Source organism: Breoghania sp., assembly GCF_030066895.1.
Taxonomy (GTDB): domain Bacteria; phylum Pseudomonadota; class Alphaproteobacteria; order Rhizobiales; family Stappiaceae; genus Breoghania.
This window is the reverse complement of record NZ_JASJAV010000007.1, coordinates 124,847-149,520: the sequence shown is the minus strand read 5'-3', so window position 1 is coordinate 149,520 and position 24,674 is coordinate 124,847. Positions and strand designations below refer to the sequence as shown.

The 24,674-nt window shown below is 61.2% G+C and carries 25 protein-coding genes and 2 pseudogenes; 18 read left to right on the top strand and 9 right to left on the bottom strand.

Going from position 1 to position 24,674, the window contains the following annotated elements:
• Positions 1-587: 587 nt before the first annotated feature.
• Positions 588-2,705 carry a polyribonucleotide nucleotidyltransferase gene (pnp, locus tag QNJ43_RS09900; protein WP_300469551.1) on the bottom strand — a complete coding sequence of 706 codons (2,118 nt, stop codon included), beginning with the start codon at positions 2,703-2,705 and terminating at the stop codon, positions 588-590.
• Positions 2,706-3,055: 350 nt separating this feature from the next.
• Positions 3,056-3,325, bottom strand: coding sequence for a 30S ribosomal protein S15 (gene rpsO, locus QNJ43_RS09895; protein ID WP_300469549.1), 270 nt, complete (start codon positions 3,323-3,325; stop codon positions 3,056-3,058).
• Between rpsO and QNJ43_RS09890 the strand changes: the two genes are divergently transcribed.
• The 12 genes from QNJ43_RS09890 to msrA all read left to right on the top strand — a co-directional run bounded on the left by QNJ43_RS09890 (position 3,315) and on the right by msrA (position 14,364).
• Entirely contained in the window at positions 3,315-3,740 is a 426-nt protein-coding gene (locus tag QNJ43_RS09890; RefSeq protein WP_300469546.1) for a hypothetical protein, read from the top strand. The genes rpsO and QNJ43_RS09890 overlap by 11 nt on opposite strands.
• Before the next feature lie 287 nt (positions 3,741-4,027).
• On the top strand, positions 4,028-5,296 hold the full coding sequence (locus QNJ43_RS09885) for a methyl-accepting chemotaxis protein (RefSeq protein ID WP_346432919.1): 1,269 nt from the start codon (positions 4,028-4,030) through the stop codon (positions 5,294-5,296).
• Positions 5,284-6,216: a substrate-binding domain-containing protein gene (locus QNJ43_RS09880; RefSeq protein WP_300469544.1), complete on the top strand. Its 933-nt coding sequence runs from the start codon at positions 5,284-5,286 to the stop codon at positions 6,214-6,216. The genes QNJ43_RS09885 and QNJ43_RS09880 overlap by 13 nt, the downstream gene beginning before the upstream one ends.
• Positions 6,217-6,429: 213 nt before the next feature.
• On the top strand, positions 6,430-7,137 hold the full coding sequence (locus QNJ43_RS09875; protein WP_300469541.1) for a sulfate transporter family protein: 708 nt from the start codon (positions 6,430-6,432) through the stop codon (positions 7,135-7,137).
• Positions 7,138-7,399: 262 nt separating this feature from the next.
• Positions 7,400-7,798 (top strand): succinate dehydrogenase, cytochrome b556 subunit, encoded by a 399-nt coding sequence (gene sdhC / locus QNJ43_RS09870; RefSeq protein WP_300469538.1) that lies wholly within the window; start codon positions 7,400-7,402, stop codon positions 7,796-7,798.
• Positions 7,799-7,816: 18 nt separating this feature from the next.
• A complete protein-coding gene (gene sdhD / locus QNJ43_RS09865) occupies positions 7,817-8,197 on the top strand; it encodes a succinate dehydrogenase, hydrophobic membrane anchor protein (protein ID WP_346432918.1) in 381 nt (126 codons plus the stop codon).
• Between the two features lie 4 nt (positions 8,198-8,201).
• The gene (sdhA, locus tag QNJ43_RS09860; RefSeq protein ID WP_300469536.1) at positions 8,202-10,061 is read left to right on the top strand and encodes a succinate dehydrogenase flavoprotein subunit; all 1,860 of its coding nucleotides are present in this window, start codon (positions 8,202-8,204) and stop codon (positions 10,059-10,061) included.
• A gap of 89 nt (positions 10,062-10,150) precedes the next feature.
• Positions 10,151-10,933, top strand: coding sequence for an FkbM family methyltransferase (locus QNJ43_RS09855; protein WP_300469534.1), 783 nt, complete (start codon positions 10,151-10,153; stop codon positions 10,931-10,933).
• 82 nt (positions 10,934-11,015) lie between these two features.
• The gene (locus QNJ43_RS09850; RefSeq protein ID WP_300469532.1) at positions 11,016-11,795 is read left to right on the top strand and encodes a succinate dehydrogenase iron-sulfur subunit; all 780 of its coding nucleotides are present in this window, start codon (positions 11,016-11,018) and stop codon (positions 11,793-11,795) included.
• A gap of 187 nt (positions 11,796-11,982) precedes the next feature.
• Positions 11,983-12,156: a hypothetical protein gene (locus QNJ43_RS09845; protein WP_300469530.1), complete on the top strand. Its 174-nt coding sequence runs from the start codon at positions 11,983-11,985 to the stop codon at positions 12,154-12,156.
• Positions 12,128-13,378, top strand: a complete 1,251-nt coding sequence (creD, locus tag QNJ43_RS09840; protein WP_300469528.1) for a cell envelope integrity protein CreD — start codon at positions 12,128-12,130, stop codon at positions 13,376-13,378. Before QNJ43_RS09845 ends, creD begins: the two co-directional genes overlap by 29 nt.
• Before the next feature lie 395 nt (positions 13,379-13,773).
• Entirely contained in the window at positions 13,774-14,364 is a 591-nt protein-coding gene (gene msrA, locus QNJ43_RS09835) for a peptide-methionine (S)-S-oxide reductase MsrA (protein ID WP_300469526.1), read from the top strand.
• 110 nt (positions 14,365-14,474) lie between these two features.
• Here the strand turns inward: msrA and QNJ43_RS09830 are convergent, their stop codons facing one another.
• The 4 genes from QNJ43_RS09830 to QNJ43_RS09815 all read right to left on the bottom strand — a co-directional run bounded on the left by QNJ43_RS09830 (position 14,475) and on the right by QNJ43_RS09815 (position 16,341).
• A complete protein-coding gene (locus QNJ43_RS09830; protein ID WP_300469524.1) occupies positions 14,475-14,720 on the bottom strand; it encodes a MipA/OmpV family protein in 246 nt (81 codons plus the stop codon).
• Positions 14,721-14,885, bottom strand: a complete 165-nt coding sequence (locus QNJ43_RS09825) for a hypothetical protein (protein WP_300469522.1) — start codon at positions 14,883-14,885, stop codon at positions 14,721-14,723.
• Between the two features lie 530 nt (positions 14,886-15,415).
• Positions 15,416-15,853: a hypothetical protein gene (locus QNJ43_RS09820; protein ID WP_300469520.1), complete on the bottom strand. Its 438-nt coding sequence runs from the start codon at positions 15,851-15,853 to the stop codon at positions 15,416-15,418.
• A gap of 83 nt (positions 15,854-15,936) precedes the next feature.
• Positions 15,937-16,341, bottom strand: coding sequence for a VOC family protein (locus QNJ43_RS09815; protein ID WP_300469609.1), 405 nt, complete (start codon positions 16,339-16,341; stop codon positions 15,937-15,939).
• A 230-nt stretch (positions 16,342-16,571) separates the two neighbouring features.
• Here QNJ43_RS09815 and QNJ43_RS09810 point away from each other — a divergent pair, with 230 nt between their 5' ends.
• A complete protein-coding gene (locus tag QNJ43_RS09810) occupies positions 16,572-17,213 on the top strand; it encodes a protease inhibitor Inh/omp19 family protein (RefSeq protein WP_300469518.1) in 642 nt (213 codons plus the stop codon).
• 293 nt (positions 17,214-17,506) lie between these two features.
• Entirely contained in the window at positions 17,507-18,289 is a 783-nt protein-coding gene (locus QNJ43_RS09805) for a hypothetical protein (RefSeq protein WP_300469516.1), read from the top strand.
• A 45-nt stretch (positions 18,290-18,334) separates the two neighbouring features.
• Here the strand turns inward: QNJ43_RS09805 and QNJ43_RS09800 are convergent, their stop codons facing one another.
• The 3 genes from QNJ43_RS09800 to QNJ43_RS09790 are packed head-to-tail and all read right to left on the bottom strand — an operon-like array spanning position 18,335 to position 20,072.
• A complete protein-coding gene (locus QNJ43_RS09800; RefSeq protein WP_300469513.1) occupies positions 18,335-19,078 on the bottom strand; it encodes an autotransporter outer membrane beta-barrel domain-containing protein in 744 nt (247 codons plus the stop codon).
• A 21-nt stretch (positions 19,079-19,099) separates the two neighbouring features.
• The gene (locus QNJ43_RS09795; protein WP_300469511.1) at positions 19,100-19,225 is read right to left on the bottom strand and encodes a hypothetical protein; all 126 of its coding nucleotides are present in this window, start codon (positions 19,223-19,225) and stop codon (positions 19,100-19,102) included.
• A gap of 19 nt (positions 19,226-19,244) precedes the next feature.
• Complete coding sequence (locus QNJ43_RS09790) at positions 19,245-20,072, bottom strand: hypothetical protein (protein WP_300469508.1); 828 nt, start codon at positions 20,070-20,072, stop codon at positions 19,245-19,247.
• 128 nt (positions 20,073-20,200) lie between these two features.
• Between QNJ43_RS09790 and QNJ43_RS09785 the strand changes: the two are divergent.
• The 4 genes and pseudogenes from QNJ43_RS09785 to sucC all read left to right on the top strand — a co-directional run bounded on the left by QNJ43_RS09785 (position 20,201) and on the right by sucC (position 24,447).
• Positions 20,201-20,627, top strand: a pseudogene (locus QNJ43_RS09785) (carboxymuconolactone decarboxylase family protein).
• Positions 20,628-20,800: 173 nt separating this feature from the next.
• Positions 20,801-21,945 (top strand): annotated as a pseudogene (zapE, locus tag QNJ43_RS09780) (cell division protein ZapE).
• 178 nt (positions 21,946-22,123) lie between these two features.
• On the top strand, positions 22,124-23,086 hold the full coding sequence (gene mdh / locus QNJ43_RS09775; RefSeq protein ID WP_300469506.1) for a malate dehydrogenase: 963 nt from the start codon (positions 22,124-22,126) through the stop codon (positions 23,084-23,086).
• Positions 23,087-23,253: 167 nt separating this feature from the next.
• Entirely contained in the window at positions 23,254-24,447 is a 1,194-nt protein-coding gene (sucC, locus tag QNJ43_RS09770; RefSeq protein WP_300469504.1) for an ADP-forming succinate--CoA ligase subunit beta, read from the top strand.
• The last annotated feature ends 227 nt before the right edge of the window (positions 24,448-24,674 follow it).

The window sequence follows — 24,674 nt, the reverse complement described above, 5'->3', positions numbered from 1 at the left end:
TGACGACCGCCACGTCCTCGGCCGGGGTGGAACTGCGCGGCTAAGGCGGAACTCGGCGTCAACGTGTGCATGCCCTCCGGCGTCCGTGTGGAGGCCAACGGCAGCTATGACGGTATCGGGGCTCAGGACTACAACGCCGTATCCGGTCAGATGAAACTGTCCGTACCGCTCAACTAAGGTCGGTGCGGGGATCTGCGAAGGGGAACGGCGCGGTATCGCCGCAACGTGTTGCGCTGGATTCTGGGTCTGCTATGCGCCTGCGGCGCAGACCGCTCGGAATGACGTGCAAGGGGCGAGTTGTAAGCACGCGCGGGTGATGTGCATGCCGCTCCTGGCCCCTCAGAAAGCCCCGGCAATGGTCCCGCCGCGGCGTTAAGGCCAGCATCGGTGCTGGCCTGTATTTACAACTCAGCCCAGCCACCCTCATTCTGGACAAGTGAGGCGGAGCCGAGCGCTGATCCGGAATCCAGACATCAGGGGCGCTGAAGCGCCTCCGGTCCTCTTCTTTCCTGCCCTTCCCGAACACGAAAAAGGCCGGAGCGTTGCCGCTCCGGCCTTTCGAAAGCCTCGTGAAATCAGCGGGACAATTACTCGCCCTGCTTGATCTCCTCGCCGGTCTCCTGGTCGACGACCTTCATCGACAGGCGGACCTTGCCGCGGTCGTCGAAGCCCATCAGCTTGACTTTGACCTTATCGCCTTCCTTGACGACGTCGGTCGTCTTGGCAACCTTGTGCGGGGCGAGCTGGGAGATGTGGACCAGACCGTCCTTGGCGCCAAAGAAGTTGACAAAGGCGCCGAAATCGACCGTCTTCACCACGGTGCCATCGTAGAGCATGCCCACTTCCGGCTCGGCCGCGATGGAGTTGATCCAGTTGACCGCCGCCGTGATCGCCTTGCCGTCGGAAGAGGCGACCTTTATAGTGCCGTCGTCGGAGATATCGATCTTGGCGCCGGTCTTTTCCACGATCTCGCGGATGACCTTGCCGCCGGAGCCGATCACTTCACGGATCTTGTCGACCGGGATGTTGATCACCTCAATGCGCGGAGCGAACTCGCCGAGCTCGGAGCGGGCTTCGCCCAGCGCCTTGCCCATCTCGCCCAGAATGTGCATCCGGCCTTCCTTGGCCTGACTGAGGGCGATCTTCATGATCTCCTCGGTGATGCCGGCGATCTTGATGTCCATCTGCAGCGCGGTGACGCCTTCCGACGTGCCGGCCACCTTGAAGTCCATGTCGCCGAGGTGATCCTCGTCACCGAGGATGTCGGAGAGAACCGCGAACTTGTCGCCTTCCAGCACCAGGCCCATGGCGATACCCGCCACCGGACGGGTCAGCGGAACGCCCGCGTCCATCAGCGACAGCGAGGTGCCGCACACGGTCGCCATGGAGGACGAACCGTTGGACTCGGTGATCTCGGAGACCACGCGCAGCGTGTAGGGGAAGTCGTAGTGCGCGGGAAGCATCGGATGAATGGCGCGCCATGCCAGCTTGCCGTGGCCGATCTCGCGGCGTCCCGGGGAGCCCATGCGGCCCGTCTCGCCCACGGAGTAGGGCGGGAAGTTGTAGTGCAGCATGAAGCGTTCTTTGTAGGTGCCGGTCAGCGCGTCGACGAACTGCTCGTCGTCGCCCGTGCCGAGCGTGGTAACCACGAGGCCCTGCGTCTCACCGCGGGTGAACAGCGCGGAACCGTGGGCGCGCGGCAGGATGCCGACTTCCGAGGTGATCGGACGCACCGTCTTCAGGTCGCGACCGTCGATGCGGGCACCCTCGTTGAGGATGCGGTCGCGCACGATCTGCGCCTCGAGCTTCTTGAACAGGTCCGCGACGACGTTCTTGTACGGCGCGTTCTCGTCACCCTCGACGATCAGCGCGGCCATGACCTTGTCCTTGGCCTCACCGACCTTGTCCTGACGCTCGATCTTGTCGGCGATCAGGAAAGAGGCGGCGAGGTCGACCTCGGCGATGCCCTTGACCTTGGCGAACAGCTCGTCATGGGAGGGCACGACGTGTTCGCGCGGCTCCTTGGCGGCCTTTTCCGCCAGACGGATGATCGCGTCGATCACCGGCTGGAAGGACTTGTGGCCGAACATGATGGCGCCGAGCATGACGTCCTCGGGAAGCTCCTTGGCTTCCGATTCCACCATAAGCACCGCATCGCCCGTACCGGCGACGACCAGGTCGAGCTCGCTGTCGGCCATGTCGTCGACCAGCGGGTTCAGGATGTACTTGCCGTCCTTGTAGCCGACGCGCGTGCCGCCGATCGGGCCCATGAAGGGAACGCCCGATAGCGTCAGCGCTGCCGACGCCGCGACCATCGCGAGGATGTCAGGGTTGTTCTCCAGGTCATGGGAGAGAACGGTGATGATGACCTGCGTGTCGTTCTTGTAGCCCTCAGCGAAGAGCGGGCGGATCGGGCGGTCGATCAGGCGCGAAACCAGCGTCTCGTTTTCCGAAGGACGACCCTCGCGCTTGAAGAAGCCGCCGGGGATCTTGCCGGCCGCGAACGCCTTTTCCTGGTAGTTCACGGTCAGCGGGAAGAAATCGAAGCCGGGCTTGGGCTGCTTGGCGGAGACGATGGTGGCCAGCACCTTGCTCTCGCCATAGGTGGCCATCACGGCGTTGTCGGCCTGGCGGGCGACCTTGCCCGTTTCCAGGATCAGCGGTCGTCCGCCCCACTCTATTTCTTCACGTCGGATATCAAACATATGGTTTGTCCTTCCCAGGAGGCGTCCGGTTGGGGAGCGTCCCTGAATGCGACCGGTGCGCCGCGAAAACATCGCGGATCGCAGTTACCGGCCGGGTTTTTAAGTCCGGTGCGGGGCTTGAGCCGTTGACGGGCGTCCCACTCCGTTTCTTCAGACGAGCCACGGGCAAGACGGCAAGAAGCTTTTCGCACGCATGAAACGTGAGTGAAAAGCATCCGGCGATCTCGCCCCATGGTCCTGCGGGCCTCTGGGCCAGGCGACGATCCCTCTCAAGGTCTCTCGCCCGAAAATTCAAGGGCCCGATACGAACGCAGCGGGCCCCGGGCCCGCTGCCTCGTCTTATTGCGCAACTAGCGGCGCAGACCGAGCCGTTTGATCAGGCTCTGGTAGCGTGCCTCGTCCTTGCCCTTCACGTAGCCGAGCAGGTGACGGCGCTGGCTGACCATCTCCAGAAGGCCGCGGCGGGAATGGTTGTCCTTGCCGTGGGTCTTGAAGTGCTCGGTCAAGTTGGTGATCCGCTCGGTCAGAACGGCGACCTGGACCTCGGCGGATCCGGTATCACCTTCCTTCGTCGCGTATTCCTTGATCAGTTCCTGCTTGCGCTCAGGCGTGATCGACATCGACAAGGTCCTTCTTTGTCTGTCGGGAGGCGGCCGGGCGATCATCGCCATGCGCGCTTCCATTTGTCGTCCCGGACGCGAGCCCGGCGCGACCTGTTCGGTCCGCCCGTCTCTGCGTCTCTCGGCAGCTTTGTTCTTTGGCGAAGCCTCTGGCCAGTGCCGGGATGTCGTCCAGCACGGTCTGGCAGTATGTTTCTGGCCAGGGAATTGGCGCCGGACTTCTCGAAAGAGGGCCAAGGCGCGTTCCGGCTCGCCACAGCTTTGTCGTCGGAACCGTTCCGGTCCTGGACGCGCGCGGAATATGACCGACAAGCGCGCAGATTTCCAGCGATTTATTGTGGCGATTTTTCGCTTCTCGCCTAACCGCGCGCTGAAGGGGAGTTTCAACCTTCGCATGAAGTCGTTCGCGTTGTAAGGGATGCGCGAAAATCAATTAAAACTACGTTTTTTCTGATATTTAATTCTTAATTCAACAATTTTTATAATAAAAATATGTATAGATACATCTTATCATGTATTAAAAATACTATTGTATATAAAAATATATAATATAGGTGGAATTCTGTCAGTTCGTTAATTGTAAAATCGGATGAATAATATTTCAATACTGTTGATTTTGTTTATCATATATGGGCTTATAATTGTTTTTGTCGTGGGGTTTGGGGGGTCTTTGCGCTGCAGCGACTGGCCGGAGTCAGCCAGATGACCTCCAATCTGGCCGAGGAATTCAAGGGTGTTTCCATGCTTGGCAACATGGCGCGCCTCAGCCAGCAGCTGAATGCATTCGAAATCCTGCACCACTATGCAGGCGCCAACGATCCCACCATTGCCTCGGAACCGGACACGGTGCGTGTCGCTTTCTCGCAGGCCTGGACCGGATTCGCCCAAGATATCAAAGGCGAAGAAGAGCAGCGGATGGCCACGGAACTCAACCATGCCTGGCAGCACTTCCTGGCGGTGGCGGAAGAGGTGACCGCCTTGGACAAGGTCGGTCAGCGATCTCTGGCGGAAGAGGTTCTTCAAAAGGATCTGCGCCGGGACGCGAAGGTGTTCTACGACGCGACCAAGTCGGTTCTGGATTACCGGGAAGCGCGCGCCGCCAGCACCTCTGAAGCCGCGACGAATATCAGCGTGACCTCGCGCACCAGCATGGTGATCGCGTTGGGCGTCATCGTGCTGCTCGGCCTGCTCGTCGCCATCCTGAACATTTGCAGCGTGTCGCAGCTGATCATGCGGATCACCCGTGCGATGCGGGACCTGGCCGACAACAAGATGGATACGGACGTGCCGGGTACGGAACGCTGTGACGAGATCGGTTCCATGGCTGCCGTCATTCTGGTCTTCAAGGACGGCCTGATCGAAGCGGAGAAACTGCGCTCCGAACAGGAAGAGCTGCAGAAGAAGAACGACGAAAAGAGGAGCCGCGAGATGCACGCCCTCGCCGATCAATTCGAGTCGGCCGTTGGCGAGGTCGTCGAAATGGTTGCCTCCGCCGCGATCGAGTTGCAGGCGACGGTCGGCACGCTGACCGCAGCTTCTGAAGAGACCAATTCGCAATGCTCCGTCGTGGCGACGGCGGCGGAAAAGGCGGCGCACAACGTGGAGACCGTGGCGAGCGCGATCGAGATCCTGTCCGGCTCCGCCGGAGAGATCGGTCAGCAGGTGCAGCACTCCACGAGCGTCGCCTCGCGCGCGGTGGATGAAGCGCGTCATACCAATATCCGCATGACGGGCCTGCGCACGGATGCGGAAAAGATCGGGGCGATCATCGGCCTGATCGACGAGATCGCCACGCAGACTAACCTTCTGGCCCTCAACGCCACGATCGAGGCCGCGCATGCGGGCGAGGCGGTCCAGGAATCCGCTTCCGCCGCCTCGCAGGTCAACTACGCGGCGAACGAACTGGCCGAGCAGGCGGAAACGCTCCGTTCGGAGATGCACAAGTTCCTGAATACGGTATGCGCGGCCTGATGATGGTGCGCATCGAAAGCCGGAGACAAGGCATGATGAGACGTTTCCTCGCCCTGTTCGTCGTCCTAGGGATGATGGTACCCGCGGCCGCGAGCGCGGAAGTGAAAATCGGCATTGCGATGGCGAAGCTGAACCAGGGGTTCCTGACGCTGTTGCACGACGCCCTGGTCGAGCACGCCAATTCGAAGTCCGACATGAGCTACAAGTTGACCATGGCCGACGGAGATCCGGCCAAGCAGATCGAGAAGATCAAGGAATTCATCAAGTCGGGTGTGAACACCATCATCTTCCATCCGGCCGATTCCGACATGACGGAAGAAGTCAATCAGCTTGCCGCCGACGCGGGAGTGCCGCTCGTCTATGTCAACCGGACGCCGCCCCAGCTCAAATTTCCCGGCAAGGTGGCGATCGTGACCTCCAACGAACTCGTGGCCGGTTGCGTCCAGATGCGCATGCTCGCGTCTCTGGTCAACGGCCAGGGCAAGATGGTGCTGTTGCACGGTGGTGCGGACCATCCCGCAGCCAAGGCGCGTACCGAGGGCGTGAAGGAGATCTTGGCAGAAAAGCCGGGGATCGAGGTCATCCACGAACCGATGGCCAACCGGGACCGGGCAGAGGCGGAAGCGATCATGTCCGGTCTTCTGGCCAAGGGCGCGCGGCCGGACATCATTGCCTGCAACAACGATGAAATGGCGATCGGTGCCATCAACGCCTACAAGAAGGCCCGCGTGTCGCTCGACGACGTGGTGATCGGCGGAACCGACGGCACGCCCGCGGCTCTGGCGGAAATCGAGGCGGGAACTCTGGAGGTTTCTCTGTTTCAGATGCCAACAAGCAGGCCGAACGCGCCGTGGAGGATGCCTATCTCATGGCAACCGGCCAATATGCGCAGTAGTTCGACTGGGTGCCTTACGAGTTAATCCTGCAATCGAACTATCGCGAATACGCGCAGAACTGAGCCCTTTTTCGCACCGTGCCCGGAAAAGACGTCGGGCACGGTTTCGTTTCGTCCGGCGTCCTTGGTTGACGCGATAGCTCTTTGTTCCTGAAGGGCCGGGTTCTGCAGCCGCGCTTGTACGCGCGCCTTCCGGCGGCTATGTCATCTCCCATCGATCACGGATGACAGGTTTCGCATGCTCTCCCTTGCCGTGCGCAGTGTTGCGCAAGTCCTCTCGCGGCCCTTTCGCACGATCCTGTGGAAGTCCCTCGGCATCACGCTCGCGCTTCTCGCCGTCCTCTGGATCGCGATCGAATGGTGCGTGACCTATCTAATCGACCTTTCCGCCTATGCCTGGGCCGATACCGCGCTCAGCGTTGTCACCGGCATCGGCGCCTTCATCGGGCTGGGTTTTCTGATCGCCTCCGTCGCCACGGTGTTCGTCGCGCTCTATCAGGACGAGATCGCGGAAAAGGTGGAGGCGGCCGACTACCCCACGGATCCGACGGGGCGCACCATGCCGCTCATTCCCTCCATCATCCTGTCGGTGAATTTTCTGGGTGTCGTCATCCTCGGCAACATCGTGGCGCTCTTCCTGCTGCTGATTCCCGGCGTCAACGTCGTCGCCTTCTTCCTAGTCAACGGCTACCTGATCGGCCGCGAGTTCTTCGAATTCGCCGCCATGCGCTTTCTGGCGCCCGCCGACGCCAAACGCCTGGGCAAGGCGCATGGGGAGGAGGTTTTCGTCGCAGGTCTGATCATCGCCGCGGTTCTGGTGATTCCCATCGTCAACCTTCTGGCGCCGATTTTCGGTACGGTTCTGATGGTTCATCTGCACAAGTGCATCGCGCATGCAAAGCGTCTGCATCGCGCATGCAAAGCGTCCGGCATTCCGCTGAGGTAAGCTGCTACGCGCCAAGACGGGGCGGATGGGCGACGAACGGTTACCTGCTCTTCTTCGTGGAATTGCTGGGGTTCCGTGTGCCTGAGCATCTGTTCGCACGGCCCCTGGGTAAGGTCGGACTTCGCTTTTGATGAACGCAATTTCGCTTTATGTTATCCTCAAGATGAATGCAGCCTTTGACGTGCGCGTACGATAGGGCTCGAACGACCAGCGAAATAATTCTGTATTTTCTTACGCTTACGTAAAAGGAAAGGATCTCTGTATGTCGCAATCCGACGTCAAGGCCGCTCGGCCGCTATCGCCTCATCTCCAGATTTATAAGCCGATTCTGACGATGGTCACGTCGATCCTTCAGCGGATCACGGGTGTCGGACTTTATATCGGCATGCTTTTGGTCGCTTGGTGGCTCGTTTCGATCGTCACCGGCCCCGCTTATTACGATTTCGTCGCCGGCCTGTTCGGCTCGATTCTCGGCTATCTGGTCCTGTCCGGTTTCACCTGGGCCCTGATGTTCCATCTCCTTGGTGGCCTGTGCCATTTCCTATGGGATACCGGTCGCGGCATGGAAAAGGGAACCCTAGACAAGATCGCTTTCGTCAACGCAGCCGGCTCGATCGCTCTCACCGTCGTGGTGTGGATCATCGCCCTCGCCATCGCTTGATAGACAAGGATCCAGCTTATGAGCATGCGCACGCCCCTCAGCCAGGTCCGCGGGCTCGGTTCCGCCCGCGAAGGCACCGGACATTTCTGGCACCAGCGCCTGACCGGGATCGCCAATGTCCCGCTCACGATCTTTTTCGTCGTTCTGCTGATTGCGATGCAGGGCGCCGATCATGCCACCGCCGTTGCTGTGATCGGTTCGCCGGTCGTTGCCATCTTCCTGATCCTGGCCATCCTTTCGGTGGTCTATCACATGAAGCTCGGCATGCAGATCATCCTCGAGGACTACGTCTCGGGCGAACTGGTCAAGACCATCTGCCTGATGGCCAACATTTTCTTCTGCACGATCGTCGCTCTTGCCTCGGTCTTTGCGATTCTCAAGATCAGCTTCGGGGTCTGAGCCCATGTCCGCTACTCAATCGAGCACACCTGCAACGGGTGGCCGTGCCTATACCTATGTCGATCACCATCACGACGTGGTCATCGTCGGTGCCGGTGGCGCAGGGCTTCGCGCAACTCTCGGCATGGCCGAGCAGGGTCTGAAGACGGCTTGCATCTCCAAGGTCTTCCCGACCCGATCGCACACGGTTGCCGCCCAGGGCGGCATCGCCGCCTCTCTCGTCAACATGACGCCGGACAGCTGGCAGTGGCACATGTACGACACGGTGAAGGGCTCCGACTGGCTCGGCGACACCGACGCCATAGAGTATCTCGCCCGCGAGGCGCCCGCCGCCATCTATGAGCTTGAGCACTACGGCGTGCCCTTCTCGCGCAACGAGGAAGGCAAGATCTACCAGCGGCCCTTCGGCGGCCACATGCAGAACTTCGGTGACGGTCCCCCGGTGCAGCGCACCTGTGCGGTGGCCGACCGTACCGGTCACGCCATCCTGCACACGCTCTACGGTCAATCGCTGAAGAGCAACGCGGAATTCTACATCGAGTATTTCGCGATCGACCTGATCATGTCCGATGACGGCGTCTGCCAGGGCGTCGTGGCCTGGGACCTCGATACCGGCACCATCCACCGCTTCAACGCTAAGACGATGGTTCTGGCGACCGGCGGTTACGGCCGCAGCTACTTCTCCTGCACCTCCGCCCATACCTGTACCGGCGACGGTGGTGGCATGGTGGCCCGTGCGGGGCTGCCGCTTCAGGACATGGAGTTCGTTCAGTTCCACCCGACCGGCATCTACGGCGCAGGCTGCCTGGTCACCGAGGGCGCGCGCGGCGAAAGCGGATATCTGACCAACTCCGAGGGCGAGCGCTTCATGGAGCGCTATGCGCCGTCCGCCAAGGATCTGGCCTCGCGTGACGTCGTCTCGCGCTGCATGACCATCGAGATCCGCGAGGGGCGCGGTGTCGGTCCGAAGAAGGACCACATCTACCTCCACCTTGATCATCTCGATTCCGATCTGCTGCATGAGCGGCTTCCCGGCATCTCCGAATCGGCGCGCATCTTCGCGGGCGTCGATCTCACCAAGGAGCCGATCCCGGTGCTGCCGACTGTCCACTACAACATGGGCGGCGTCCCCACGAACTACTGGGGCGAAGTGCAGCGCGGCAAGGGTTCCGGTTCCGACAACGTCGTTCCCGGCCTGATGGCCGTGGGCGAGGCGGCCTGTGCCTCCGTGCACGGCGCGAACCGTCTGGGGTCCAACTCGCTGACCGACCTGGTGGTCTTCGGCCGTGCGGCCGCAATCCGCGCCGGTCAGACGATCGACCGGAACGCGCCTGTGCCGACCGCAAGCGAGGCCCAGATCGAAAAGATCATGGATCGCTTCGACCGGGTGCGCCACGCCAACGGCAGCCAGCCGACGGCGGAGCTTCGCGAGAAGATGCAGCGCGCCATGCAGGAGGACGCCTCGGTGTTCCGCACCCAGGAGAGCCTGGAGCAGGGGTGCCAGCGCATCTCCGCGCTGTGGAAGGAACTGCCGGACGTCAAGGTCTCCGACCGCTCGATGATCTGGAATTCCGATCTGGTGGAAACGCTGGAGCTCGACAACCTGATGGCCAACGCCATCACGACCGTCTACTCCGCCGAGGTCCGCAAAGAATCGCGTGGCGCGCATGCCCGCGAGGACTACAAGGACGGCCCCTTCGACGGTCGCGACGACGAGCACTGGCGCAAGCACTCGATCGCCTGGGTGAACGAGGCGGGCGATGTCAAGATCGGCTATCGTCCGGTCGTGACCGAGCCGCTGACCAAGTTCGAGGACGGCGGTATCGACCCGAAGAAGATCGCGCCCAAGGTGCGCGTCTACTGAGGGTCGGTGAAAGGTGACGCCCCAGGGGGCGCGCGTGGCCGCTCAGATCGACACGCTCTCACCCTTTCGGGACCTATCCCGCAGGCGGCGTGGAGCGGCTGGCCTGGCGGCTGATCGACGGCGGCGGCTTTCGCGCGAAACTGCGCCGTACGGCGGGCGGGTTCATCTCTCGGATGTTTCCCGGTCCGTTCGATGCGGAGGTCGACGGACTGAAGTTCCGCCTTTATCCGGGCGAGAACTACGACGATCGCAAGATCCTGGCGCATGCGCGCTTGCCCGAGCAAAGCGAGCACGTGCTGTTCGGCGGGCTTTTGCGGCCCGGCACGGTGTTTGTCGATATCGGGGCCAATGTCGGCACCTATGCGTTGTTTGCCGCGCGCCGCGGCGCACGCGTTCTGGCGATAGAGGTGGCACTCGCCACGGCGGAGAAGCTGACATTCAACATCGCGGCGAACGGCGCGGGTGATGGTGCCAGTACCGGTAACGGCCTCGGCGCCATCGACGTGGCGCACACCGCGGTAGGCGAGGAGCCGGGTCAATTGACCTTGTGGTTCTCGGGGACCGATTGCGGGTTTGTGACGTTCGCGGGCGAATTCGCCGACGGCCAGGCCGGCATCTGGACCGCGACGGAGGTTCCGGTCCGCCCGCTTGCCGATGTGTTGCACGAGGCGGGCATCGTCCGGCCGGACGTGATGAAGATTGATGTGGAGGGCTTCGAGGACCGTGTCCTGATGGCCCTATCTGGAGGCGACGCCGCGGGCGCAATGGCCGCGCGCGGTGTTGATGGAAACGAACTGCAGCGCGGCCTGAAAGTGGGACCCGCGCGAGACCCTGACGGCACATGGCTTTGTGGTCGAAGGCGAGACGGATGAGAATGTCCTGCTGGTCGACCTCAATGGCGATGCAACCTGATATCGCCGAGATGATGACCCCCGGTTCAAGCGGAGCAAAGAAATGGTTCAGTTGACGCTTCCCCGCAATTCGACGGTCAAGAAGGGTAAGGTCTGGGACAAGCCCGCCGGTGCGACCAACGTACGCGAGTACAAGATCTACCGCTGGAGCCCGGATGACGAGGAAAACCCGGCTCTCGACACCTATTACGTCGATACGGATGATTGCGGGCCTATGGTCCTCGACGGACTGATCTACATCAAGAACAAGATCGATTCGACGCTGACCTTCCGCCGTTCCTGCCGCGAGGGCGTTTGCGGTTCCTGCGCGATGAACATCGACGGCACCAACACCCTGGCCTGCACCAAGGGCATGGACGAGGTGAAGGGGGCCATCAAGATCTACCCGCTGCCGCACATGCCGGTGGTGAAAGATCTCGTGCCGGACATGAACCGCTTCTACGCCCAGCACCGTTTCATCGAGCCCTGGCTGAAGACGACCTCGCCGACGCCGGAGGCTGAATGGCTGCAGTCCCACGAGGATCGCGCCAAGCTCGACGGCCTGTACGAATGTATCCTGTGCGCCTGCTGCTCGACGTCGTGCCCGAGCTACTGGTGGAACGGCGACCGTTACCTTGGGCCCGCGGTCCTGCTGCAGGCCTACCGCTGGCTGACCGACAGCCGCGACGAGGCAACCGGCGAGCGTCTGGATGCGCTGGAAGATCCGTTCCGGCTCTATCGCTGCCACACCATCATGAACTGCTCGCAGGCCTGCCCCAAGGGGCTGAACCCGGCCAAGGCGATCGCCGAAATCAAGAAGATGATGGTTGAGCGCCGGATGTAGGCGCCCCGATCTCATTGGAATTTCGAAAGGCCGTCCCTTGAGGCGGCCTTTTGTTTGACGCAGCGGCTTTTGCCGTTTTCCCACCCCATCTGCGCCTGAATCGATCAAAATCCCTCCGTATTTTCGCCGGGCAGAGCCGGTTACCTCAGCGGCATCCATGCGGTTAAGTCATTTGCGGAGTATGGGAATGAGCGAAACGAACCTACCGTGGCCGCGGGCGCCCGGCTCTTCTTCCGTCATGCGGCTTCCTGCGACCAAGGCCGTCGTCATCGGCGTTATGGTATTTGCCCTGCTGGTGCTCGCCATGTTGGTCTGGATGCTGGTGGAGGATCGTGCGCAGCGCGCGCGTCGTCGCAAGTGAGATCGCCACCGCCTGGGGGCGTGATCAGTCCGTCGTCGGTCCGATCATCGCCGTGCCTGTCCTGGAAAAGATCGGCGATACGTCGAGCCGCGGGGAGGCCAAACTTCTTCCCGGCATCCGGCGCAAGTTCATCTACCTGTTCCCGGAAAAGCTGGCCGTCAAAGCAGATACGGCCGTGGAGGAGTGCCATCGCTCGATCTTCACTCTGCCGGTCTATCGGTCGTCCATCGACCTGACCGGCCGCTTCGCTCCAGTCGAGATCGATATAGCAAATCTTGCGGGTGGTGACGAGATGGTCCTGAAACCGGACGAGGCCTTTCTCTTCTTCGGTATTGCGGACGTGCGCGCGATCAAGAAAGATGTCTCCATCTCCGTCGGCGGTGATGCTCGTAATTTCGAGCCCGGTCTCAACGGTGCGGCGTTTATCACCGAGGGGAGCCGTTCAGGTCGGAGCGGCATCCATCTGCCGCTCAGCCGGGAGGATTGGCGCAACGGTTTCGAATTTAGCTCGCACATCGCGCTCAACGGATCGCGCCGGATCGCCTTCGCCCCGGTCGGTCAGTCGACGACCCTCGCCATGACGTCGAACTGGCCACACCCCAGCTTTTCGGGCAATTTCCTGCCCGACCGGCACGAGATCCGCGAGGATGGCTTCACCGCCGACTGGTCGATCCCGTTCCTGGCGCGCGGCGTCGGCAGGGCGGAACTGGGGGCCGTGCTCTCGCTGTCGCCTTCGCTGGAAACCGCCTTCGTCGATCCGCTCGACATCTATCAGACCGTGGCGCGCTCGCTGAAATACTCCATCGCCTTTTTCGGTCTCACCTTCATGGCGGTGTTCGTGCTGGAGCTCCGTTCGGGCTGGGGGCTGCACTGGATGCAATATCTGCTGGTCGGTTTCGCGTTGGTGATCTTCTTCGTCCTGCTGCTGGCCTTTACCGAACAGGTGGGCTTCGCGCTCGCCTATTTCTCCGTCTTCGCCGCAACTGCCGTACTTGTGTCGAGCTACATCGCAACGCTCGCCCACAGTACAAAGGCGGGAGCGATCACCGGCGCCGCGCTGACGATCATCTATGGGGTGATCTACCTGATCCTCAACGATCAGGATTACGCCCTGCTGGCTGGTTCCATTGTCGCCTTCCTGGTGCTGGCAACCGTAATGTTCGCAACCCGCAACATCGACTGGTCGGGCCTGACGACCTCGACGCAAGAAGCCCGATCATAGGCACACCGAGCATCATCAGGATCGGGAAGGCCGTCCCTCGGGGCGGCCTCTTTCGTTTAGGGGGTGCCGGAATGTGTGGCCCATCCTTCGAGATGGGCCTTTAGGCCCTCCTCAGGATGACGTTGTGTGTGTGTTGACGGTTTCTCACCAAATAACAACACGATAAGGTCATCCTGAGGAACGCTCGTCAGAGTGCGTCTCGAAGGATGGGCCACATGTTCCGCGCCCCGCATTCTCCCCTCACACGCCCATCACCTTCGCGCGATGCACGTGGACGTGACGTGACGCCTCGCTCGGTGCGCTCTATGTCGGGGAACAACGTTCGACACGGAGGAAACCCATGTGCTTCCTCGCCTTGATCGCGGCTCTGTCTCTCGGCCTTGCCCGCTCCCGTCTTGTCCGCCCCGTCCGTCCATGCCGAAACCGCGCTGTTTGCCGGCGGCTGCTTCTGGTGCGTGGAATCAGACATGGACCATGTGGCCGGTGTCTCCGATACCGTCTCCGGCTATGCGGGCGGTACGACGAAGAACCCCACCTATGACGACTACACTTCCGGCGGTCACCGCGAGGTGGTGAAGGTCACCTTCGACCCGGCCGTGGTGAGCTACGAGAAGCTCGTCGACATCTTCCTGCATTCGGTCGATGTGACGGATGCGGGCGGCCAGTTCTGCGATCGCGGCCACGCCTATTACACCGCGATCTATGTGCTCGATGATGCGCAGCAGGCGGCCGCGAAGAAGGTGAAGGCGAAGGATGAGGGCGAACTGGGCGAAACAATGGTGACGCCGATCGAAGGTTCGGCGACCTTCTGGCCGACCGAGAATTATCACCAGAACTACTACAAGAGCCAGGAGCGCACCTTGAGTCGTTTCGGCTATGTCACCCGCGCCGACGCCTACAAGGGCTACCGCAAGGGCTGCGGCCGGGATGCGCGGGTGCCATCTGTTTGGGGCGATAGCGCCTACAAGGGCATCGCCGGTCACTAAAGTGCAGTCTCGCGTTCAGACGAAATCGGCTGAACGGGCCCCATGCTTAGGAGATCGTGACAGGCGTCGACGGTCTTACTTGCCGTCGACGTTCCAGGAGAAGCGGTAGGTCAGGCCGAGGCTTGCGGTGAACTGGTTGGCGCTGCCGGTGCGCTTGACGATCGGGCTGTCGGCCGCATCGCCCAGCAAAACCGGCGATATTCCGCATCCGCGTAGAGCGTGACCTTGTCGCTCATCATGTAGTCGGCGCCGAGCGCAAGCTCGACATCGCGAATGCCGCCGCCCGCATCATGGGTGGTGAGCACGCCACCCGAGGCCGCCGCCTCGCTGCTGGAGACGCCGAAATAGGTCGACATTTAGTCGGAATCGACAAAGGCGAGATGCGGGCCGAACTTCACCGTCAGCCGGTCGCTCGGATGGGCGATCGCATCGACACCGACCTCGTCGACGATCCCGTGATGACCGTTGAAGCCGTGGCGGATTTCCGCATGGGCTTCCAGCCACTGGGTCGTGTAGCGCACGCCGCCGCCCAGTTCACGTCCCTGAGGCCGCTCAGCTCGGCATGGTCGTCGGCATTGCGGCCGCCCACGTAGTTGAAGGCCGGATAGAAACTGATTCCCGCCGATTTCTGGGAGGAATCGGTTACCGTGCCGAAGATCGGCAGCACCAGAAAGTGCAGCTTGACGATGGGCATGGGCGAAAGAATGTAGCTGTCGGCGCCTGGATATTCCGGTGAGACGCGTCCGTCCGCACCCAGTTCGAGGACGATATCGGTTCCCGGTGCCGGGCCGGAAGTCGTTCCCTGTGCCAGAACCGGGGCAGCAAACGCCGGGGCCACGCCAAACCCGAGAAGTGTACTCTTGAACGTCTTCCGCATTGTTCCTCGAACCTTCGCCTGAACAGTGCGGACAGTATGCCAGTCGTCAGGTGAACGAAAATCTGATTTGCAGGTTTTCGTTTCGTGAAACGCACGGAAGGAACGCGAAATAGCGTTTTTCGACGGTGAGGTGGCCGAATGGCCACAGATGAAGTGCGATCAGCCGTGCCGCACTCAACCTGCGCGCGGCAGATGGACGTCGTCGCGCCCGAGCAGAAAATCGCCCACCGCCGTTTCGATGGCCTGGTAGAGGGCGGGAATATCGGGGGAGGCGGCGCGAGGGCTGCCGATATCGAGATGCCAGTGCCACCGCTCCGGCTGTGCGGTCCAGTCGGGCTCCGCGCTCGGCAGACACACGCCCAATCCGATCAGCAGATCGGGAGCCGGGGCATGGGGAAGCGCGAAGACCTCCCAGGATTTCGGTTGCAGGGCATCGTTTGCGTGACCGCGCCCGCGCAACAGCTGCTCCAAGGCAGGGTTGAGCCGGGAAGCTGGATGCACGGCGGCTGAAAATGCGCGCAAACTCCCGTCGTGCGCAGATCTTTTCAGGCAGGCCTCGGCCATCGGACCGAGAATCGCATTGTCAGAACACACGGAAAGCACGTTGCACACGGGCCTTACCTCACGCCGTTAGACGAATCGTCCTCCGTTCCCGGACAGCCGGATAGAGATCTTTTCCGACAAGCGTGTGACGGTTATGCCCCATGCGTGCCGACTATGCGGCAGGCTTGTGACACGACATCGATATTGTGCCCGTCTGGATCCAGCATGAAGGCCGCGTAATAGGCGCTGTGATAGTGCGGCCGCAGGCCCGGCGCTCCGTTGTCCCGCGCTCCCGCCGCCATCGCACGGGCATGGACTTCATCCACCGTTTTTCGGTCAGGCGCGGTAAAGGCGACATGGAGAACGCCGCTCAACGGCGTGCCGGTACCGATCCAGAATTCCGGCTTCTCGATCCCGAAGCCGCAATGGGCGTCCTTGCCCGTCTCCTCCGGCGTGACTTCCATGATCGGCCGAATGTCGAGCGGTTCAAGGATGGTTCCGTAGAAAGCGCGGGAGGCTTGGTAGTCGGAAAGCGGAAATCCGACGTGATCGATAATACCCACGGTGTCGTTCCTGCAGTAAAAGGCCGCCGCAAGAGATGTAGCGGTTCGGGGAAATCATATTTCGTCCGTATTGAAGTGCGACGACGAGCACAAATCGTGCTGCACTTTGGCGCATGCTGTCGATCGTGGGCTTTCGTGCGCGTATCGGTCGGACGTGCTTTCCCGGTTCACGCGGAGACGTCGGGCGACTAGATTGGCCGAAACAGATCAAGGAACGAATCGGAATGAATAAAGCGGCATCCATCGCTGCAGTGCTGTGTCTCGGAACCTTGATCGCCGCCTGTACTCGTTTCGACTATGGCGGATCGCGTGGTCCGGACATCAGTGCGCCGCGCCAGCCCGTGGCGCAGGGCGGCGATCTCCAGCCGCTCGTAATCGCTCCGAATCAGGATCCTGCGGGACGTTACGGTTCCGGTCCCTACACGCCCGGCGGAACGCTCGGTCCGGATGGTCGTCCGATTGGCGAGGACGGACGCCCCTATTACGATCCGAACAATCCGAATGCCCAGCCGCCCGCCAATACCGATATGGCGGCCGGCAATCCCGCCGACGGTGCCCGGTCCGCGCCGCCGCCCGCCGCTCCGGAAATCGGCCGGACCGAGCTTCTCGGCGGTTGGACGATCGCTTCGGCCGGCAATTCCTGCAAGCTGTTCATGACGCTCACGACTTGGAGCGGTGGCTACCGTGCCAATACCCAGGGCTGCGGCGGAGCTCCTCTGGGCGCCATTGCCGTCTGGGATCTGAACGGTGCGCAGATCCTTCTCAAGGATGCCAACGGCACGCAGATCGCGACCCTCTACAAGAGCGCGCCCGAGCGCTACGACGGGCGCACTAGCACGGGGCAGCCCATTTCCGTCTCCCGCTGATCGATCGCGGAACGGCCCTGTTCTTGTCGATCCGCGCGGGGCTTTCCATCCCCGTGCAGGAACCGGGTGAGAGCTGAAAACGGCCCGAACCTTCCGGTTTTCCTCGATTCGCGTCGCATCCCTGCGCGCGGATTTTTTGTTTCATGCGAATATTTGAAAGAAAAAGTCATATTTTACGCTGCGGTAATTTATTGATATCGCAACATAATTTCCTGCTACCCGTAGTTTAAATCTGGCTGGACCAGCGTGTAAGGAAATGTAACCATAGCGACATTTGGGGCGAGAATATTGCTATGGCGAAATATGATCCATTGAAGCAGCACCTTGCCGGATTGGCAGATTTCGAGTGGACGGCGAGTTTCGATGAAATCGAGGGCGTCCTCGGTTCGCCCCTTCCTGCGAGCGCGACGACCCATCGGACCTGGTGGGCGAATTCCGGCGGGTTGCTGGTGCATCAGGAGGCGTGGCTGACCGCGGGCTGGCGCGTGCGTCAGGTCGATATCTCCCGGCGCTATGTCACTTTTCAGCGCGTTCGGCTGGGATCTGCCGTCTCGCGCGCGGCCGCACAGGCAAAGACCGGAATGGTGTCCGCCGCAGCTATGGTCGGCGGACTGCCGGCTCCCTTGCGCAAGGCGCTCGAGAGCAGCCGCAAGCCGCTCAATCTCTCCGCACGGATCGACTGGAGCGAGGTCGGAACGGGACGGCGCAACGGCAACGGCTGGCACCTGCCCGAAGCAGGCCGGGTTCCGGCTCTGTGCCGGTTTCACATTTTCTCCGGCGAGGAGCATCGCGTACTGGTTGTAATTACCCGCGATCTCGACAGTTTCCTGCGGGCGGTTGAAGCGGGCGGGAGCGAGGCGGGCGACACCTGTCGCGCCCGCGATGTGGCCGATGCCCTGACGCTTGCCGAGCATGTGGTGGTCGATGCGGCGACGCCGGGCCAGGCCTGGATTCTGGTGGACGGGCGCGGCCACAAGGCGGATCTCGGCGATGACGGTGAGCGCTGGCTTGTTGCCTGGGCCGCGGATGTCGGCAACCGTCAGGCGGGACTGGAATCCGTTCTGCTCGCAAGCTGAAGGCGCGCGGGTGTTTGCCCGAGCCTTGCAGCGCGTGGACCTTTCCTACCAGCGATAGGCGATGCGGCCCGATGCCTGATAGGTCTGCGAGCTGCCGCCCAGTTCCCCTTCGAGCTTGCCGGCCACCGACCAGCCGTCGTTCAGTTCGAATGCCGTGCCGGCGGAGATCATGGCGGCGTCGATGTTCAGGCTGTCATTGAAGTTGTGAGCCCAGCCGACACGACCGAAAAGGGCGAAAGGCTTGCCTGAATCCAGCGTGAAGATTTGGTTGACCCAAAGCCCCAGCTCGGTGCGCGAGGCTATGGTGTCGCCTTCGTCAAAGGACATCGCCAGCAGGGCCGGTCCACCTTCGGTATAGGCGGGCGTGTGCAGCCACTGCGTCTGAACCGCGCCATAAGGCATGAAGATCGTCCTGTCCGCGGGGAGCAGCAGGTCCGCCTCAATGCGCGCGCCGACATTGTAGCCATTGAGATGGCCCTTCAGTGATGCCGTGCTATAGGTCCGGTCGGTCGACAGGTCCTGGTAGGCTCCGGCAACGCCTGCGGAAAGATAAAGATAGAGGGGGCCGGAGCGATGGTGACCGTAGGCGCCGAGCTGGAAGACCCGGCCCTCGCCGGTGCCGTTGCCATCCTCGACGTTCCAGGACATGCGGCCGAGCCCGAGCGACAGGCCGATCGATGTCTCGGGTGAGAGCCACTTGTCGACACCGGTGATGACGCCGTAGGCGCGCGCCTGCGTATCGGAGGTTTGAAGAGCGATAGTCGGTCTTGTTGTAGGCGCTGTAGGCAACTCCCCAGACCACGACGGGTTTCAGGTCTGCGCCGTCTTTTCGCCGGTTGCGCCGGTGCTCTCGTCATGCGTTGCGAGTGCCGCTTCGCCGTCGCCGAGCGGCTTGACCTTGGGCATCTTGCGCGAGGGCAGCGATGGCGTCAGCATGGGGACAGGAAGCCGGTCATCAGCCGCATGGCAGCAACGGCATGCCGTCGGTCCCGGCCAGCGCCGGTGATCCGGAAACGCCGTTGTTGAGGTAGACGAAAACGCCATCCGTATAGCTGTCATCGGACATCCCCCAGATGTAATAACCGCCCGACTGATCGCTGACGATTGATGTGGTGAGAAAAATGACATATGTCTTGCCGGCAGAAAGCGTGGTGGAGCCGGTATTGACCGTGACGGTCGTAAAGCTGCTGCTATCGGGCGCGGTCTGGACGTCGGACACGTAGAGCACGTTGCCGACGACAGTGTTGGTCGACGAATCCCATTCGTACACGTAGGCCTGATATTGAACCGTGCTGCCGCCGATCAGCGCCAGTTCAAAGCTGAAACCATAGATCGTGGTGTCGCTGTCCACGGTGATGGTCTGGCTGTAAGTCGCGCTGCCGGCGTCTCCCCAGGACGATATCGATGACGACCCATCCCATGTGTCCGTCGTGTCGAGATCGTCCGCGAGTGCGGCGCTGCTCAGGCCGAGGGACAAGACGACCGCGGATGCGCCGGCCACAAGGAGGCGGCAGAGTGACGTGCTTTTGGCACGCGCGGGAGAAAACGCAGGAACACGCATTGAATGCATCGAAAACAGCCCCGGAAAGTCTGCACTTTTTAGTTGTAGATCGCGGCGCAAAAAAACGGGCCTTGCCGTCAAATTTACGCCCAATTCAAATCCTTCAAGCTCTTGTTTGCGCTCCTTCGCACCGCCTGCAAGGTTGTTTTTCGAATAAAAACTAATTTCAAGCATTTGTTGCAAAATTGCCGCATAGGTTGCACGAGCCTCTCGTCGCGGCATCCGTGGGTTGCGCGGATTGCAACCTGTCGTTTCGTTTTCTTCCGAAAACTGATGGTTCCGGGAAAATGGCCGCGCCGAGCCGTAATCCGACGTTTGCGAATTGATTGATTCGCGCGCCTCGATGCGGGATGTGCCTCGTGCCTGTTCTTGGCGACGACGACATCAAGCCCGAAGCCCGCGCCGTGATCAATGAGATCCGTGACGTGCGGCAAACGGATTTCATCAACAATTTCCGGCGGGTTCTGGCGAACAAATCCGGCTGCGCTGAAACGCACCTGGGAGAGTCTGCGGGAGGTGATGGGGCCCGGCAGCCTCGATCCGCTCACCAAGGAGCTGATCTATGTCGCCGTTTCCATCGCCAACAATTGTAAATACTGCATCCGCTCGCACACGGCCGCAGCGCGCTCCAAGGGCATGAGCGAAGCGCAACTGATGGAGCTGCAGTCCGTCGTTGCCATGGCGAGCGAAACAAACCGGTTGGCCATCGGCTTGCAGGTTCCGATCGATGATGCCTTCATGAGCGCGAAAGCTGCCGCAGCGTCGTCAGACGATTAGGCCTACTCCGCGTAATCCGGGAACTGGTTCGGGCTTTCGCGCGCTTGTCAAGCCTGGACACAGACTGTATCGCAGGGGCCTGCCGTGCGACCTTTCGTCCTTCCTTCGGCTGTGCGGATCCGCGCGCGCAAACACCCTTCTGTCCCGATCTCTGAGAGCATGGAAATCTGCCCATGTCTGCTTCCCAATCGCTGACGCCGAACGTACGCGAACGTTACGAGGCGATGGTCGCCGCCGGGGAACTGGCCTCCGACCCGGCACAACGTGCTATTATCGACCGCCTGGATGCGCTGAACGAGGCGCTGGCGGAGCGTAGGCTCGCCAGCAAACATTCCCCGCTCGGCTGGCTGTTCGGCAAGAAGCAGCCCAAGGAGCCGCTGAAGGGGCTCTATGTCTGGGGTTCCGTCGGTTGCGGCAAGACCATGCTGATGGATCTGTTCTTCGAGCGCGCCGTGGTCAAGCGCAAGCGTCGCGCCCATTTCCACGAATTCATGAGCGATGCGCATGAGCGCATTCATGCCGTGTGCCAGAAGATCAAGGCGGGCACGATGAAGGGCAGCGACCCCGTCGCTCCGGTCGCCGCGGAGATTGCCGAAGAGACGCGGCTTCTGTGCTTCGACGAGTTCTCCGTGACCGACATCGCCGATGCGGTGCTGCTGGGCCGCCTGTTCGAAAAGCTCTTCGACGCCGGTGTTGTGGTGGTCGCCACCTCCAACGTCGATCCGGACGACCTCTACAAGGAAGGCCTGAACCGCGGGCATTTCATGCCCTTCATCAAGATGCTCAAGCAGCGGGTGGAGGTATTCAACCTCGATTCTTCGACCGACTACCGGCTGGAGAAACTGGCCGGCGCCCCGGTCTACATCACGCCGCTGGGCGAGGTGGCGGACAAGGAAATCGAGCGCATCTGGCATGCGCTTACCCAGGGCACCAAGGGCCGGGTCGACCGGCTCGAGGTCAAGGGGCGTTGGATCGAGGTTCCGTTAACGGCATGCGGCGTTGCCCGCTTCACCTTCGCCGATCTGTGCGAACGGCCCTATCTGCGGCCGATTATCTGCGCATCGCGCATGCCTATCACACGATTGTGTTGGAGTACGTGCCGGTACTTCAGGCGCACAAGCGCAATGAAGCCAAGCGCTTCATCAATCTGATCGATGAATTGTACGACCAGCGCATAAAACTCATCGTTTCGGCCGAAGCGGAGCTAGACAATCTGTACCAAGCGACCAGTGGTACGAAGAAGTTCGAATTTGATCGTACAATTTTCCGACTGACGGAGATGCGCTCCGAAGCCTATCTGGCGGACGTAGCGGAATAGAGGGAGATGCGTGGGATCCTCTGCGGCGGTTCCACGCCTCCCCTACGCACTTTTTATCACTTAACAGTCGCAGAAGACGGGTTCGGACGGTTGCGCCCAGCTGGCAAAGGGAGTATCGAACCCGCGACCATATGACCTATGACCTTTTCTGACGTTTACGTAAAGGTAAACTAACAGCATGGCGCGGAACAAGATCGCACTCGTAGGGTCGGGCCAGATCGGTGGCACGCTCGCTCATCTCGCAGGCCTCAAGGAACTTGGTGACGTCGTCCTGTTCGACATTGCCAAAGGCGTTCCGCAGGGCAAGGCCCTGGATCTGGCGGAATCCTCTCCTGTCGACGGCTTCAATGCAAAGCTGGTTGGCACCAACACCTATGAAGCGCTGGAAGGCTCCGACGTGGTGATCGTCACCGCCGGCGTTCCCCGCAAGCCGGGCATGAGCCGCGACGATCTGCTGGAAATCAACCTGAAGGTCATGGAGCAGGTGGGCGCGGGCCTCAAGAAGTACTGCCCTGACGCTTTCGTCATCTGCATCACCAATCCGCTCGACGCGATGGTTTGGGCACTGCAGAAGTTCTCCGGCCTGCCCGCCAACAAGGTCGTCGGCATGGCCGGCGTGCTCGACAGCTCCCGCTTCCGTTATTTCCTCGCCGACGAGTTCGACGTCTCCGTTGAAGACGTCACGGCCTTCGTGCTGGGCGGCCACGGCGACACCATGGTGCCGCTGACCCGCTATTCAACTGTCGCCGGCATCCCGCTGCCGGGTTTGGTCAAGATGGGCTGGTGCACCAAGGAGCGTCTGAACAAGATCGTTCAGCGCACCCGTGACGGTGGCGCGGAGATCGTCTCCCTGCTCAAGACCGGTTCCGCCTTCTATGCCCCGGCCGCTTCCGCCATCTCCATGGCCGAGAGCTACCTGAAGGACAAGAAGCGCGTTCTGTCCTGCGCGGCGCACCTGGACGGCCAATACGGCCTGAGCGACACCTATGTCGGTGTCCCGACCGTGATCGGCGCGGGCGGTATCGAGCGCATCATCGAGATCGACCTCAACTCCGACGAGAAGGCGAACTTCGACAAGTCGGTCGCCGCCGTCGACGGTCTCGTTCAAGCGTGCAAGAAGATTCAACCTGCGCTTGCGTGATTGAAAAAAGGGAGCCCATTGGGCTCCCCCTTTGTTGTTTGAAGGGGGGAATCGGGAGGAAATATGTCCGGATTGCTGCTCCTTGTCGAAGGTGTGCCGGTCTCCAGGAGCAATGCCGTTGACCTGCTCGCCTATTTTGAAACGAGATGTTTCTCGAGGGAGTCACCATGAACATCCACGAGTACCAGGCCAAGGCGCTGCTGAAAGAATACGGCGCCCCCGTAGCCTCTGGTGTCCCGATTTTCTCTGCTGACGAGGCCGAAGCCGCTGCCAAGCAGCTGCCGGGCCCGCTCTATGTGGTCAAATCGCAGATCCACGCCGGCGGACGCGGCAAGGGCAAGTTCAAGGAACTGGATGCCGACGCCAAGGGCGGCGTTCGCCTGGCCAAGTCTGTCGAAGACGTTGTCGCCAATGCCGGGGAAATGCTCGGCTCCACGCTGGTGACCAAGCAGACCGGCCCCGCGGGCAAGGTCGTCAACCGCCTCTACATCGAGGACGGCGCCGACATTGACAGCGAGCTTTACCTTTCCATTCTCGTGGACCGCACGGTCGGCCGGGTGGCATTCGTCGCCTCCAACGAAGGCGGCATGGACATCGAAGAGGTTGCGGCCTCCACGCCTGAGAAGATCCTGCCCCTGCCGATCGATCCGGACGCGGGCGTCACCGAGGAAGCCGCTGCCAAGCTCTGCGACGCGCTCGAACTGAAGAGCCCGGCGCGTGAGGACGGCATGAAGCTGTTCCCGATCCTCTACAAGGCCTTCACCGAGAAGGACATGAGCCTTCTGGAGATCAACCCGCTGATCGTCATGACCGACGGTCACCTGCGCGTTCTCGACGCCAAGGTCTCCTTCGACGGCAACGCGTTCTTCCGCCACGACGACGTGATGGCGCTGCGCGACAAGTCGGAAGAGGACGAGAAGGAGATCGAAGCTTCCAAGTTCGATCTCGCCTACGTCGCGCTCGACGGCGACATCGGCTGCATGGTGAACGGCGCGGGCCTCGCCATGGCCACCATGGACATCATCAAACTCTACGGCGCCGAGCCGGCGAACTTCCTCGATGTCGGCGGCGGCGCTTCCAAGGAGAAGGTCATGGCGGCCTTCAAGATCATCACCACCGACTCGAACGTGAAGGGCATCCTGGTTAACATCTTCGGCGGCATCATGCGCTGCGACGTGATCGCGGAAGGCGTGGTCGCGGCCGTCAAGGAAGTCGGCCTGCAGGTTCCCCTCGTTGTGCGCCTTGAGGGCACGAACGTCGATTTGGGCAAGAAGATCATCAACGAGAGCGGTTTCAACGTGATCGCCGCCGATGATCTCGATGACGCCGCGCAGAAGATCGTAAAGGCCGTGAAGGGGTAAATGATGACTGTGTCCGCGATTAAAGAAACGATTGAGAGAACGGTCGTTAGTCGCGGGCATCTGTCATTTGTGGAAATTGGAAGTCTATTTGAGGACGAAAGAGGAGAGTGCAGCTTAATTTATCCAGTATACGATACTGTGATCTTATGGTCGGGTATATCTGGGTATCTAGCTATTGCGGTAACTCAATTTCTACAAGATAGAAAGCTCTACTTGTATCCCACCTC